Here is a 12,054-nt window from a genome sequence, read left to right on the forward strand (position 1 = left end):
CCGTACTGTAATGGTACGAGTTTCTGGTACCAGATGCCACTAGCCTCGCTCCTTGCGACGATCGGTGTGCTCGCCGGGCAGGCGACCGGCCCGCCCGGAAGTGGTGACGCTCCGTCAGTTCACGGTCGGGATACCCTCCGCCCGCCCGGCGAGCAGGGCCGCGAGGTGGTCCGCGCAGCGTAGTGCGGCCGTGGTCATCGCGGTCCTGGTCATGCCGGCGACGTGTGGGGTGAGCAGCGCGTTCGGCAGGTCGAAGAGGGGGGAGGCGAAGGCGGCGTGCTCGTGCTCGAAGGTGTCCACGGCGGCGGCCGCGAGCGGGTGTTGCGGATCGCTCAGCGCGTCGGCCAGGGCGCGCTCGTCGACGATGCCGCCGCGTGCGGTGTTCAGCAGGATCGCGCCGGGCGGCAGCAGCGCCAACTCGGCCTCGCCGATCAGGTGGTGGGTCCGCGCGGTGAGTGGCAGATGCAGCGAGACCACCTGACTGACCGTCAGCAGCTCTCGCAGGTCGCCGTCGCGACCGATGCCGTGGACCGTCATGCCGAGCGCCGCGGCTTTGCTCGCCAGGGTTCGCCCGATCAGGCCCAGGCCGACGATCCCGAGTGTCAGTTCCGACAGCTCCGCCACCGGAGTCACGCTCGGCGGCCAACTTCCTTGATGTGAAGCCTGGTTGTGCGAGGCGAGCCGCCGGGTGAGGGTGAGCAGCTGGGCCAGCGCGAACTCGGCGACCCCGGTGGCGTTGGAGCCCGGGGTGTGGGTGACGGTGATGTCGTGCGCGGTGGCGGCGGACAGGTCGACGTGGTCGGTGCCCGCCCCGGCGCGGCCGATCACCCGCAGCGGATGGGCCAGCGCCGGATCGGTCGCCGCCGCCAGGAAGGCTGCGCGCAACGGCGGCCCGGAGCGGGACTTGACGGCGTCGTGGCCGAGGCCGGACGCGACGTTCGCGGTGATCAGCTCCCGCTCGTCGAAGGCGTCGAAATCGGTGAACGCCACCCGTCCGTCCCACGCCGCCCGCACCGCCGCGCGCTCGGCGGCGGGCACCCGGCGCAGGTTCAGGGTGGGGGAGAGGCCGTGATCGAGCAGCCGGGCCAACTCCCGGTCCAGCAGCGGGCCCGGTGCCGCGTCGATGAGCAGGACGCGCGTCTGTGCCATGCAGCCCCCTCGGCCGTAGTCGTCCCAGTCTGTCGGTGTGCCCGGCTGCCCGGCTCAGATACCGTACTCGGCCAGCCAGCCCAGCAGTTCGCCGCGCTCGGCCCGGGCCAGCCGGCCGCCGGTGAAGCGCGGGTCCGTGGTCACCTCCGCGACGGCCGCCACGGGTGGGCGGAAGGCGTGGGCCGCCTCGTCGCTGTCGAACTCGGCCTCGGCGAGCACCAGTCCGCGCAGCGGGCCGTCGAAGACGTCGATGCCCAGCGGCGGCACGCCGAGCCGGGTCTTGTCGAGGGTGGCCGCGGGGAGGGCCGCGAGGACCTCGTACTCGGCCCGGGTCAGATAGGTGTTGGTGATCAATCCCTGGACGGGGCCGGGGTGTTCGGCCGGGATCTTCTGGGTGAGCTTGTAGATCGGCGCCGCGCCGTCCGGCTCGACCATCATCCGTAGCCGCAGCCGGGTGCCGTCGAGATAGCGGTCGGCGATCCGGCGGGTCGCGGTGACGGCGGCGGGTGGGGGCGGGGCGGCGAGCAGGAAGCGGCGCTCCCGCTCCACGCGTGCGTACTTGTCGGACATGCCTCCACCTTGGCGTCCCGCACCCCACTCCGGGAAATCGGAAGCGCCGGTGGATCGGCTGTGGCAGGGTGCGGACGGTCACGTCAGTACGGCCGACCCAGGAGTGTTCGATGGCGCTGCCCGCCCGACTGGTCCCGCTGCTCGCGGAGTTCGACTTCGGCTGCGAACGCCTGACTCACCGGATGGCGGGCCCCGGGGTCGACAGCGGCAACGGCACCGAGGTCGCCGTCAGCCCGATGACCGACGCCGAGTACCGCTGGGAGCCGGTGCCTGACTGCTGGTCGATCCGCCGCCGCTCGGACGGACCCGGCTCGCGGGCGACGCTGCTGGTCGGCGCGGGCGACTGGGGGCGCGACTCGGCGCCGAGCCCGCATCCGGTGCCGCCACCGTTCACCACCATCGCGTGGCGCCTGGGCCACCTCGCCGAGATGCTCACCCTCCGCGCCGACCACACCAACGGCAGCCGCGCCCTGACCCGGGACGAGTACCGATTCCACGGCGACGCCGCCGGCGCGGTCGCCGCCTTCACAGCCGGCGCCGCGGCCTGGCGCGCGGCGCTGCTCGACGCCGACGACGCCGCGCTCGACGAGGTCGGGCGCAGCCGCTACCCGTACGGCGGCGACCCGGAGGAGCGGTTCCTGGACGTGGTCTGGTGGGTCAACCAGGAGGTCGTCCACCACGGCGCCGAGATCGCCCTGCTCCGCGACCTCTATCTGCACCGCGCCCAGCTGCGCTGACCCGCCGTGAGTCGTGACCGCAGAAGTCGGCCCGGTCGACTTCCAGCTCCTCGACTCGCCCCGCTCGATCACGGCCGGCAGGCTGCCGTGCACCCCGTGGTCGAAGACCAGCCGCCCGCCGGGGCGCAGGTCGACCCTGGTGAGCGGGCCGCTGCCGAACCAGCTGCCGAGGAACTCGGGTGAGCAGCTCCCAGACCCGCTGATGCGCGGCTAAATGCGCTACCTGAGGGCTGCACATGGAGTCCCTCGTGTGCAACCGATTAGTTGCACGTCGGGGAGTGGCTGGGCTGCGGACCCGGACCCCCGAACGGGTGACACCGCGCGCGAGCCGGTTGCTGTCGGTGTGCCATGGGAGCCATGGCACACCGACAGCACTGGCTGATCCGCTTCACCGACGAGCTGATGACGCTGACCGACGATCTGACCCAGGAGCAGGCCGCCGACTTCGTCCGGCGGGTCTACGCGGCCGGGCACGAGGCGGGCGTGGCCGAGGCGGCGGAGGAGAACCGGCGCGAGCGGGAGTGAGTCCGGCGCGGCTCAGTGCGGGATGCTGTCGATCAGCTCCCGCGCCCCTTGCCGCAGCAGTGCCACCGCCACCGAGGTGCCCAGTGTCGCCGGGTCCAGCGGGCCGGCCCACTCGTGGGCGTCCAGTACCGTCTTGCCGTCGGGGGTGAAGACCCGGCCGCGCAACGAGAGCCGGCCGTCCCGCTCGGCGCGCGCGTAGCCGGCGATCGGGCTGTTGCAGTGGCCCTGGAGGACGTGCAGGAACATCCGCTCGGCGGTCGTCTCGCGCCAGGCCGCCTCGTCGTTCAGGCCGCGCACCGCCTCGATGGTGGCCGCGTCCTCCTCGCGGCACTGCAGGGCGAGCACGCCGGCGCCGATCGGCGGGCACATCGTCTCCAGGCTCAGCACCTCGCTGATCTGCTGCTGCTCGCCGATCCGGGCCAGCCCGGAGGCGGCCAGCAGCAGGGCGTCGGCCTCGCCGGCGGCCAGTTTCGCCAGCCGGCTGTTGGCGTTGCCGCGCATCGGCACGCAGCTGAGATGCGGGTGGCTGACGGCCAGTTGGGCCACCCGGCGGACCGAGGAGGTACCGATCCGGCTGCCCGGCGCCAGCTGATCGAGGGTCAGGCCGTCGGGGTGCACCAGGGCGTCGCGCAGGTCGTCGCGGCGCAGCACGGCGGCGAAGACGGTGCCGGCGGGCAGCGGCCGGTCGGCGGGCACGTCCTTGACGCAGTGCACCGCGACGTCCGCCTCGCCGGCCAGCAGCGCGGCGTCCACCTCCTTGGTGAACGCGCCCTTGCCGCCGAGCGCCGCGAGCGAGCCGGTCCAGCGGTCGCCGGCGGTGGTCACGGGGACCACCTCGGTGCGGATCTCGGGGTGCAGGACGGCCAGTTCGGCCCGGAACCGCTCGACCTGGGCGAGTGCCATCGGAGAGGAGCGAGAGACGATCCGCAGCACATCGGGGAGGGAAGACGAGTCCATGCCGACCAGCCTAGCCGGGGGTCCTGCTCCGATCGACGGAAGCCGACGACGATTCCCGCACGCCGCCCGCGCGTTCGAAACAGCCCGGGCTACGGTGCAGCGTTTCGCGGTGCGCCGCCGCCAGGCCCTGCCGGCCTCAGTGACCCATGCACGGGCAGGTGGTCATCAGCGCCTCGACGGCGGCGACGTACCCCGGGTTGGGGATCACCGAACTGCCGGTGGTGACGCCGGTGCTCGGGTCGGTGACGGTGTTGTAGTGCACGTTGCCCGCGCCCGCGTTGTAGGCGGCGATCACCAGGTCGAGCAGCGGGTTCTTGCCGGTGGTCGGGTCGGGCGTCAGGTCGTACGTGCCGCCGAAGTCGGAGTCGCCGTAGTACGCGACCAGTTCGTCCAGCAGCTCGGCACCGAGGTCGGTGTTGCCGGCCAGGGTCTGCACGTCGTTCTTGGTGCCGAACTTGCCGTTCATCCAGGGCGCGGTGGCCGGCATGATCTGCATCGTGCCGATTCCGCCGTCGCAGGCCAGGATGGTCGACTGCCAGCCGCTCTCCTGCCAGGCGACCGCCTTGACCAGGTTGACCGGCAGGGCCGGCATCCGGTCGGTGCCGCCACTGCCCAGGGTCAGCGTGCGGGCCTTGCCGGCGGCGGCGGTCAGTGCGGCGGCGACATCGGCGTCGGCGGCGTTGGTGCCGGTGTAGGACGGCTTGCAGCTGCTCTGCAGCGGCGGGACCCCTGGGGCGGCCGCCGGCGGCGGGGGTGCGACCGGGCCGGGCTTGGTGGTCGGCGCGGGTGCGGGTGCCTGCGGCTTGGCCGGGGGTGCGGCGCTGGTGGCGGGCGCGGCGTTGTTCTGGGCGCCGCTCGGCGTGGTGGCGCGGGAGGCGCTCGGCGCGGGGCTGTGCGAGGCGCCGCGCGAGGGGCCGGCCGAACTCGTGGCGCTGGGCGAGGCGGTGAGGGAGGCGCTCGCGGACGGGCTGGGTGCGGCCGGGTCGCTCGCGGACGCACTGGCGGTGGGCGAGGCGGTGAGGGAGGCGCTCGCGGACGGCCCGTCCGCGACGGTCACCGTGCCGGCGGTGGCCGTGCGGTGCCCGTGCCCCGAGCCGGTGATCCCGTAGGCCGTCAGCGCTCCCGCCGCGGTCACCGCTATCAGGCCCGCCGCGACCTTCTGTCTGTTGCCGATCCGCATCTTCCCCGCCCCCGTCGCCTGTCCTACGGTCAAAGAAGCCGTAGCGTACCGCCGGGTGGCGCCACTCCCGAGGGTGGGGCCGGGCAGGCGTGGTAGCGGGGTGCGGTGGGGTGTGTCGGTCAGGCGCTCTCGGCCGCGAGGCGTCGCAGCGCGTCGACGGCGCGCTCGGCCTCGCCGGCCGGCACGAAGAGGTGGTCGTGGTGGAAGCCGGCCACCACGTTGCAGCTGATCCCGTGCTCGGTCAGCCGCCCGGCCACCGCCGCGGTGAGGCCGACCGCGGCCAGCGCCGAGTGGATCCGCAGCGTGATCCAGGCGGCCACGAAGTCGTAGGGCAGGCCCAGTGCGTCGGCCTCCTGCTGCTCCACCACCGCCGTCATCCCCTCGGCCTCGGCCACCGTCACGACGGGCCGCAGCCCGGTGGGCACCCGCCCGCCGAAGGTGCAGAAGACGAACCGTCCCGGGTTCAGCACGGGGCGCATGTCAGCGAGCAGCTTCTGGAGATCCGTTTCACCAGCCATGTCCGCCACCGTAGCGGCCGCCGCCGGGCCGACCGGGCAGCTGGGCCCCGAACTCACCCGGTTGAGCCGTGATCAGTGGACGCCGCGGCACCGCCGCGATTCCTGATCGGTCTGGTCACCTGTTTCGCCACGCACGACGGCAGCCCGGCCGTCGTGCGCGCCGCGTCGCTGCGGTAGACGCTGGGCGGCACGCCGACCAGCTCGGTGAAGCGGGTGCTGAAGGTACCCAGCGACGAGCAACCGACCGCGAAGCAGACCTCGGTGACGCTGAGGTCGCCGCGACGCAGCAGCGCCATCGCGCGCTCGATCCGCCGCGTCATCAGGTAGCCGTAGGGCGATTCGCCGTACGCGAGCCGGAACTGGCGGCTGAGGTGCCCGGCCGACATGTGCACGCCGCGGGCGAGTGCCTCGACGTCCAGCGGCTGCTCGTACTCCCGGTCGATCCGGTCGCGCACGCGGCGCAGCCGCGCGAGGTCGCGCAGGTGCTGCGCCGCGTCCGGTCTGCTCGTCACCCGTCCGATCGTGCCACAGAACGGCCGAGGGCAGCGGGCAGCACCGCGCGGTGTCCGCGAGGGCCCAGGTCAGGCGCCGACGTAGGCCGCGAGGTGCTCGCCAGTGAGGGTGGAGCGGGCGGCGACCAGGTCGGCGGGCGTGCCCTCGAAGACGATCCGGCCGCCGTCGTGGCCGGCGCCGGGGCCCAGGTCGATGATCCAGTCGGCGTGCGCCATGACCGCCTGGTGGTGCTCGATGACGATGACGGACTTTCCGGAGTCGACGATCCGGTCGAGCAGGCCGAGCAACTGCTCGACGTCGGCGAGGTGCAGGCCGGTGGTCGGCTCGTCGAGGACGTAGACGCCGCCCTTCTCGGACAGATGGGTGGCCAGCTTGAGCCGCTGTCGCTCGCCGCCGGACAGCGTGGTGAGCGGCTGGCCGAGCGTGAGGTAGCCGAGCCCGACGTCGGCGAGCCGGTCCAGGATGCGGTGCGCGGCCGGCGTGTGCGCCTCACCGGTGCCGAAGAACTCCTCGGCCTCGTTCACCGACATCGCGAGTACCTCGCTGATGTCGCGGCCGCCGAGGTGGTAGTCCAGCACCGAGGCCTCGAACCGCTTCCCCTCGCACTCCTCGCAGGTGGTGGCGACGCCGGCCATCATCGCCAGGTCGGTGTAGATGACGCCGGCGCCGTTGCAATTGGGGCAGGCACCCTCGGAGTTGGCGCTGAACAGCGCCGGCTTCACGCCGTTGGCCTTCGCGAACGCCTTGCGGATCGGGTCGAGCAGGCCGGTGTACGTCGCCGGATTGCTCCGCCGTGAGCCGCGGATCGCGCCCTGGTCGATCGAGACCACACCCTCGCCAGGGGTCCCCGAACCGTTGACCAGCGACCCGTGGATGAGCGAGCTCTTGCCGGAGCCCGCGACACCGGTGACGACGGCGAGCACGCCGAGCGGGATGTCGACGTCGACGTCGCGCAGGTTGTGCGTCGTCGCACCGCGGATCGCCAGCGTGCCGGTGGGCTCGCGCACCGTCTCCTTGAGGGTGGCCCGGTCGTCGAGATGGCGGCCGGTGAGGGTGCCGCCGGCCCGCAGCCCCTCGACGGTGCCCTCGAAGCAGACGGTGCCGCCCGCCGTACCGGCGCCGGGGCCGAGGTCGACGACGTGGTCGGCGATCGCGATCGTCTCCGGCTTGTGCTCCACGACGAGCACCGTGTTGCCCTTGTCCCGCAGCCGCAGCAGCAGGCCGTTCATCCGCTGGATGTCATGGGGGTGCAGGCCGACGGTGGGCTCGTCGAAGACGTAGGTGGTGTCGGTCAGCGAGGAACCGAGGTGGCGGATCATCTTGACCCGCTGCGCCTCGCCGCCCGACAGCGTGCCCGAGGACCGGTCGAGCGAGAGGTAGCCGAGCCCGATCTCCACGAACGAGTCGAGGGTCTGCCGCAGCGTGGCGAGCAGCGGCGCCACCGACGGCTCGTCGAGGCCGCGGACCCAATCGGCCAGGTCGCTGATCTGCATCGCGCAGGCGTCGGCGATGCTGATCCTGCCGATCCGGGAGGACCTGGCCGCCTCGCTCAGCCGGGTGCCGCCGCACTCGGGGCAGACGGTGAAGGTGACCGCCCGGTCCACGAACGCCCGGATGTGCGGCTGCATCCCCTCCCGGTCCTTGGCGAGGTAGGACTTCTGGATCCGCGGGATCAGACCCTCGTAGGTCATGTTGATGCCCGCGATCTTCATCCGCTCCGGCTCGTGGTGGAGGAAGTCGTGCAGCTCCTTCTTGGTGTACTTGCGGATCGGCTTCTGCGGATCGTAGAAGCCCGACTCGCTGTAGAGCCGGTAGTTCCAGCCGCCCGGCGTGTAGCCGGGGATGGTGAGCGCGCCCTCGGCGAGGGACTTGGAGTCGTCGAAGAGCTGGGTGAGGTCGATGTCGGAGACCGCGCCCCGCCCCTCGCAGCGCGGACACATGCCGCCGGTGATGCTGAAGCTGCGCCGCTCCTTCACGGTCTTCCCGCCGCGCTCGAGGGTGACCGCACCCGCCCCGCTGATGGACGGGACGTTGAAGGAGAAGGCCTTGGGCGAGCCGATGTGCGGCCGCCCGAGCCGGCTGAAGAGGATCCGGAGCATCGCGTTGGCGTCCGTGGCGGTGCCGACCGTGGAGCGCGGGTCGGCGCCCATCCGTTGCTGGTCGACGATGATCGCGGTGGTCAGCCCGTCGAGGACGTCGACCTCGGGCCGCGCCAGCGTCGGCATGAAGCCCTGCACGAAGGCGCTGTAGGTCTCGTTGATCAGCCGCTGCGACTCCGCGGCGATCGTGTCGAACACCAGCGAGCTCTTGCCCGAGCCGGACACCCCGGTGAACACCGTCAGCCGGCGCTTGGGGATCTCGATGCTGACGTCCTTGAGGTTGTTCACGCGCGCACCGTGCACGCGGATCAGGTCGTGGCTGTCGGCGACATGCGGCGCGGGCGACGTGCTGTCCGTCCTCGTGGCCATGCTTCGGGTCTCCATCTGTCGGGCGGGGCCGCCTTCGCGGCAACGGTCCACGGCGGCCACGCTACTTGCGGCCCGGTGACGACGCTTCTCGATTCCTGATCGGTCCGGTCATCGGTCCGGTGACCCTCCTCGCCATCCGGGACGGCAGCAGGCCGCGCCATGCGCAAAAACGTTGACGAGCGATAGTTACCGATATATCGTCGAAGCATCGAGATCGTACGAAGGTAGCTCGCGAAACCTCGTGAGTGCTTCGTCGGCCGATGAGAGAGGTGGTGCGCGTCATGCGCAGGCAGAGGATGAGCGGCGGTCGTGGCCGTCGCGACGGTGGTCGGCCGTTCGACCGGATCCCCGGCGAGTTCGCCGAGCAGCGCGGGGCCTACGGGCCGTCGTTCCCGCCGGGTGGTGGCCCCTTCGGCGGGCCGTTCCGCGGTGGGTTCGGCGGTGGGTTCGGCGGTCATGGCGGCCGGGGGCGCGGGCGGCACGGTGGCCGGGCCCGGCGGGGGGATGTGCGGGCCTCGCTGCTGGCGCTGCTCAAGGAGCGGCCGATGCACGGCTACGAGATGATCACCGAGATCGGTGAGCGGACCTCGGGGGCCTGGCGGCCCAGCCCGGGTTCGGTGTACCCGACCCTCCAGCTGCTGGAGGAGGAGGGCCTGATCGAGGCTCAGGAGACCGGCGGCAAGCGGCTGTTCACGCTGACCGAGACCGGTCGCACGGAGGCGGAGGCGGGGGCCGCCGAGCCCTGGCAGGAGGCCGGGCGCGGGATCGACTGGGAGGCGGTGCACGAGGTCGGCCAGGCGCTGGCCTCGGTGGAGCAGGCGATCCGCCAGGTGATGGCGACCGGCACCGAGGAGCAGCGGACCAAGGGGCTCGCGGTGCTGGTCGAGGCCAGGAAGAAGCTCTACCTGATCCTGGCCGAGGAGGGGTGAGTCACTCGGCGCCCGGCTCCGACCGGTCGGGCTGCTCCGGCTCGGCGTCGGGTCGCTCCGACTCCGGCACCTGGTACTCGTACACCCAGCGTGCCCGCCCCTTCGAGCTGTACCGCTTGGCCCGGACGTACACCAGCGTCCGGGCCGGCTCCTCGCCGTGCGCGGGCACCGGCACGGAGTAGCGCTTGGGCACCGCGTTGAACGGACTCAGGTAGACCGGCAGCACCCGGCCGTCCAGCGGCCCCCCGATGAATTCCGTATCCGCGCTCCTCATTCGGCCAGCTTCGCACCATCCGACCGGTCGACCCAAACACCCGGCTCGAACGCCGTGGCCCGGACACCCCCGGTCCGGGCGACCCCGATACTCCCTTATCCTGCTCAGTACGCCCTCGGGCCCGACCCGGGTCGGCGGCCCGTCACGGGCCGGCTACGGCGCGCGTCGACGCGCCCGACCGCGCCCGACCGCCGCCGCCGAGGAGCGGCGCTCCGGTGACCCCGGGAAGCCGTGGGCAGCGCCGGGCGTTTGCGTCCGTAGTTGCGTCGAACACTGTGCCGCAACACGTCACAGCCGTGCGAAAGGGGCCCGATGGAAGCCAGCAGCAGGTGGACGACGTGGTGGCAGCGACGCGATCGGCCGCGCACCGGGTCGGACGCAGGCGGCGCGGCTTCCCCCGCGGACCGGCTCGAACTGCTGCTGGGTGCGGTCCAGGCCGGCTTCCCGCTCGCCCCGGCCGCGCATCCGGCGGGTCACCGCTGTTCCTGCGACCGGGTCGGCTGTCCGGCCCCGGCGCAGCACCCGGTCTCGTTCGCCTGGCAGTCGCAGGCCACCACCGACGCCGAGCAGTTGACCCGCTGGCTCTCCCGCGACCCGCTGGCCAACTTCATCACCGCCACCGGCCGCGCCCACGACGTGCTCGACGTCCCCGCCGAGGCCGGCCGGCTCGCGCTGGAGCGGCTCACCGCGCTCGGCGTGGAGGGACCGGTCGCTGCCGTCGGCGAGGAGCGCTACCTCTTCTTCACCAGCACCAGGGGCACCCCGGAGGACGAGGACGAGTGGTGGTCGAGCGCGCTGGACACCCACCCGGACACCGTGTCCGAGCACCCGGGTCTGCGCTGGCACTGCCGCGGCTCCTACACCCTGCTGCCCCCGGCCGCGCTGCCCGACGGCTCGCAGGTCCGCTGGCTGCGCGGGCCCGAGCAGCCGCTGCCGGACCCGCTGCGGGTGCTGGACGTGCTCACCGACGCGTGCACCGAGGTGGGCGCCGTCGCCGAGGAGCAGTGGCTGATCGGCTGAGGCGCCGCCCGCTCCGGCGGGCGGCCACAGCGGGGGGTCACGGCAGGGTGAGGATCTCCGCCCCGTCCGCCGTGACGAGCAGCGTGTGCTCGAACTGGGCGGTCCGCTTGCGGTCCTTGGTGACCACCGTCCAGCCGTCCGGCCAGATCTCGTAGTCGTAGGTGCCCAGGGTGAGCATCGGTTCGATGGTGAAGGTCATCCCCGGCTTGATCACCTGGGTGGCCCGGTCGCTGTCGTAGTGCGGGATGATCAGGCCGGAGTGGAACGAGGTGTTGATCCCGTGGCCGGTGAAGTCGCGCACCACGCCGTAGTCGAAGCGCTTGGCGTAGGACTCGATCACCCGGCCGATCACGTTGATCTGACGCCCCGGCTTGACCGCCTTGATCGCCCGGGCGAGCGACTCCCGGGTCCGCTCGACCAGCAGCCGTGACTCCTCGGCCACGTCGCCGCACAGGTAGGTGGCGTTCAGGTCGCCGTGCACCCCGTGGATGTAGGCGGTGGCGTCGATGTTGACGATGTCGCCGTCCCGCAGCACCGTCGAGTCCGGGATCCCGTGGCAGATCACCTCGTTGATCGAGGTGCAGACCGACTTCGGGAAGCCCCGGTAGCCCAGGTCGGACGGGTAGGCGTCGTGGTCGCACATGTACTCGTGGGCCACCGCGTCCAGCTGATCGGTCGTCACCCCGGGCGCGATCAGCTCGGCGGCCGCCGCCATCGCCCGGGCGGCGATCCGACCGGCGATCCGCATCTTCTCGATGGTCTCCGCGTCCTGCACCTCGGGCCCGGTGTACGGCGTCGGGCCGGGCTTGCCGACGTACTCCGGCCGGGCGATGTGCGCCGGGACCTTGCGAGTGGGGGACTGGATACCGGGAACGAGGTGAGCCATGGCCGCGATTCTAGCGCCCGGTTCCCGGCGTCCCGGCTGTGTGTGCGAAGGCGCCGACGGGCATGATCAGCAGTAGCGGACGAGGAGGAACTCATGGCGCTGTTCAAGCGGGGCACCGTCGGGAAACCGGGCGAGTGGTACTACTGCCTCAAGCACCAGAAGGTCGAGGAGGGGCCGGAGTGCCCGGCCAAGGACCGGCTCGGCCCGTACGCCAGCCGCGAGGAGGCGGGGCACGCGCTGGAGACCGCGCGGGAGCGCAACGAGGAGTGGGCCACCGACCCGCGCTGGAGCGACAGCGACGTGCGGCCCGAGGACGACAAGAGCTGAC

15 protein-coding genes are annotated in these 12,054 nt (G+C 72.4%); 6 read left to right on the forward strand and 9 right to left on the reverse strand.

The genetic code is table 11. The features are described 5' to 3' along the window. Positions 1–114: 114 nt before the first annotated feature. Positions 115–1,149, reverse strand: coding sequence for an NAD(P)-dependent oxidoreductase (locus tag P3T41_RS00330; protein ID WP_280686856.1), 1,035 nt, complete (start codon positions 1,147–1,149; stop codon positions 115–117). 54 nt (positions 1,150–1,203) lie between these two features. After that, on the reverse strand, positions 1,204–1,719 hold the full coding sequence (locus P3T41_RS00335) for a hypothetical protein (RefSeq protein WP_280686857.1): 516 nt from the start codon (positions 1,717–1,719) through the stop codon (positions 1,204–1,206). A gap of 110 nt (positions 1,720–1,829) precedes the next feature. Between P3T41_RS00335 and P3T41_RS00340 the strand changes: the two genes are divergently transcribed. The 3 genes from P3T41_RS00340 (at position 1,830) to P3T41_RS00350 (ending at position 2,981) form a co-directional block, all read left to right on the forward strand. Next, positions 1,830–2,456, forward strand: coding sequence for a DinB family protein (locus tag P3T41_RS00340; RefSeq protein WP_280686858.1), 627 nt, complete (start codon positions 1,830–1,832; stop codon positions 2,454–2,456). A gap of 13 nt (positions 2,457–2,469) precedes the next feature. Next, positions 2,470–2,670 (forward strand): hypothetical protein, encoded by a 201-nt coding sequence (locus P3T41_RS00345; RefSeq protein WP_280686859.1) that lies wholly within the window; start codon positions 2,470–2,472, stop codon positions 2,668–2,670. 143 nt (positions 2,671–2,813) lie between these two features. After that, positions 2,814–2,981: a hypothetical protein gene (locus tag P3T41_RS00350; protein ID WP_280686860.1), complete on the forward strand. Its 168-nt coding sequence runs from the start codon at positions 2,814–2,816 to the stop codon at positions 2,979–2,981. Between the two features lie 12 nt (positions 2,982–2,993). Here the strand turns inward: P3T41_RS00350 and hemC are convergent, their stop codons facing one another. The 5 genes from hemC to P3T41_RS00375 all read right to left on the reverse strand — a co-directional run bounded on the left by hemC (position 2,994) and on the right by P3T41_RS00375 (position 8,617). After that, positions 2,994–3,938: a hydroxymethylbilane synthase gene (hemC, locus tag P3T41_RS00355; RefSeq protein WP_280686861.1), complete on the reverse strand. Its 945-nt coding sequence runs from the start codon at positions 3,936–3,938 to the stop codon at positions 2,994–2,996. Between the two features lie 136 nt (positions 3,939–4,074). Next, complete coding sequence (locus P3T41_RS00360; protein ID WP_280686862.1) at positions 4,075–5,151, reverse strand: transglycosylase SLT domain-containing protein; 1,077 nt, start codon at positions 5,149–5,151, stop codon at positions 4,075–4,077. 86 nt (positions 5,152–5,237) lie between these two features. After that, entirely contained in the window at positions 5,238–5,636 is a 399-nt protein-coding gene (locus P3T41_RS00365; RefSeq protein WP_280686863.1) for an ACT domain-containing protein, read from the reverse strand. A gap of 53 nt (positions 5,637–5,689) precedes the next feature. After that, positions 5,690–6,148, reverse strand: a complete 459-nt coding sequence (locus P3T41_RS00370) for a helix-turn-helix transcriptional regulator (RefSeq protein WP_280686864.1) — start codon at positions 6,146–6,148, stop codon at positions 5,690–5,692. Between the two features lie 69 nt (positions 6,149–6,217). Beyond that, on the reverse strand, positions 6,218–8,617 hold the full coding sequence (locus P3T41_RS00375) for an excinuclease ABC subunit UvrA (RefSeq protein ID WP_280686865.1): 2,400 nt from the start codon (positions 8,615–8,617) through the stop codon (positions 6,218–6,220). Positions 8,618–8,898: 281 nt separating this feature from the next. Between P3T41_RS00375 and P3T41_RS00380 the strand changes: the two genes are divergently transcribed. Further along, on the forward strand, positions 8,899–9,546 hold the full coding sequence (locus P3T41_RS00380; protein WP_280686866.1) for a PadR family transcriptional regulator: 648 nt from the start codon (positions 8,899–8,901) through the stop codon (positions 9,544–9,546). Position 9,547: 1 nt separating this feature from the next. On the opposite strand, the gene P3T41_RS00385 is transcribed toward P3T41_RS00380, so the two are convergent. Next, a complete protein-coding gene (locus P3T41_RS00385) occupies positions 9,548–9,820 on the reverse strand; it encodes a hypothetical protein (RefSeq protein WP_280686867.1) in 273 nt (90 codons plus the stop codon). Positions 9,821–10,132: 312 nt separating this feature from the next. Between P3T41_RS00385 and P3T41_RS00390 the strand changes: the two genes are divergently transcribed. Beyond that, positions 10,133–10,840 carry a bifunctional DNA primase/polymerase gene (locus P3T41_RS00390; protein ID WP_280686868.1) on the forward strand — a complete coding sequence of 236 codons (708 nt, stop codon included), beginning with the start codon at positions 10,133–10,135 and terminating at the stop codon, positions 10,838–10,840. A gap of 37 nt (positions 10,841–10,877) precedes the next feature. Here P3T41_RS00390 and map read toward each other — a convergent pair whose 3' ends face one another. Next, a complete protein-coding gene (gene map, locus P3T41_RS00395) occupies positions 10,878–11,735 on the reverse strand; it encodes a type I methionyl aminopeptidase (RefSeq protein WP_280687302.1) in 858 nt (285 codons plus the stop codon). A gap of 84 nt (positions 11,736–11,819) precedes the next feature. Here map and P3T41_RS00400 point away from each other — a divergent pair, with 84 nt between their 5' ends. Continuing rightward, a complete protein-coding gene (locus P3T41_RS00400; RefSeq protein ID WP_280686869.1) occupies positions 11,820–12,053 on the forward strand; it encodes a hypothetical protein in 234 nt (77 codons plus the stop codon). Position 12,054: the final 1 nt, after the last annotated feature.

The organism is Kitasatospora sp. GAS204B, assembly GCF_029892155.1.
Lineage (GTDB): Bacteria > Actinomycetota > Actinomycetes > Streptomycetales > Streptomycetaceae > Kitasatospora.

Excerpts from the sequence above, each read along its gene's own strand:
- P3T41_RS00400 (WP_280686869.1), top strand. The coding sequence starts at position 11,820 with ATGGCGCTGTTCAAGCGGGGCACCGTCGGGAAACCGGGCGAGTGGTAC.
- P3T41_RS00375 (WP_280686865.1), bottom strand. The coding sequence starts at position 8,617 with ATGGCCACGAGGACGGACAGCACGTCGCCCGCGCCGCATGTCGCCGAC.
- P3T41_RS00385 (WP_280686867.1), bottom strand. The coding sequence starts at position 9,820 with ATGAGGAGCGCGGATACGGAATTCATCGGGGGGCCGCTGGACGGCCGG.
- P3T41_RS00350 (WP_280686860.1), top strand. The coding sequence starts at position 2,814 with ATGGCACACCGACAGCACTGGCTGATCCGCTTCACCGACGAGCTGATG.
- P3T41_RS00390 (WP_280686868.1), top strand. The coding sequence starts at position 10,133 with ATGGAAGCCAGCAGCAGGTGGACGACGTGGTGGCAGCGACGCGATCGG.
- P3T41_RS00365 (WP_280686863.1), bottom strand. The coding sequence starts at position 5,636 with ATGGCTGGTGAAACGGATCTCCAGAAGCTGCTCGCTGACATGCGCCCC.
- P3T41_RS00335 (WP_280686857.1), bottom strand. The coding sequence starts at position 1,719 with ATGTCCGACAAGTACGCACGCGTGGAGCGGGAGCGCCGCTTCCTGCTC.
- P3T41_RS00330 (WP_280686856.1), bottom strand. The coding sequence starts at position 1,149 with ATGGCACAGACGCGCGTCCTGCTCATCGACGCGGCACCGGGCCCGCTG.
- P3T41_RS00340 (WP_280686858.1), top strand. The coding sequence starts at position 1,830 with ATGGCGCTGCCCGCCCGACTGGTCCCGCTGCTCGCGGAGTTCGACTTC.
- P3T41_RS00380 (WP_280686866.1), top strand. The coding sequence starts at position 8,899 with ATGCGCAGGCAGAGGATGAGCGGCGGTCGTGGCCGTCGCGACGGTGGT.
- hemC (WP_280686861.1), bottom strand. The coding sequence starts at position 3,938 with ATGGACTCGTCTTCCCTCCCCGATGTGCTGCGGATCGTCTCTCGCTCC.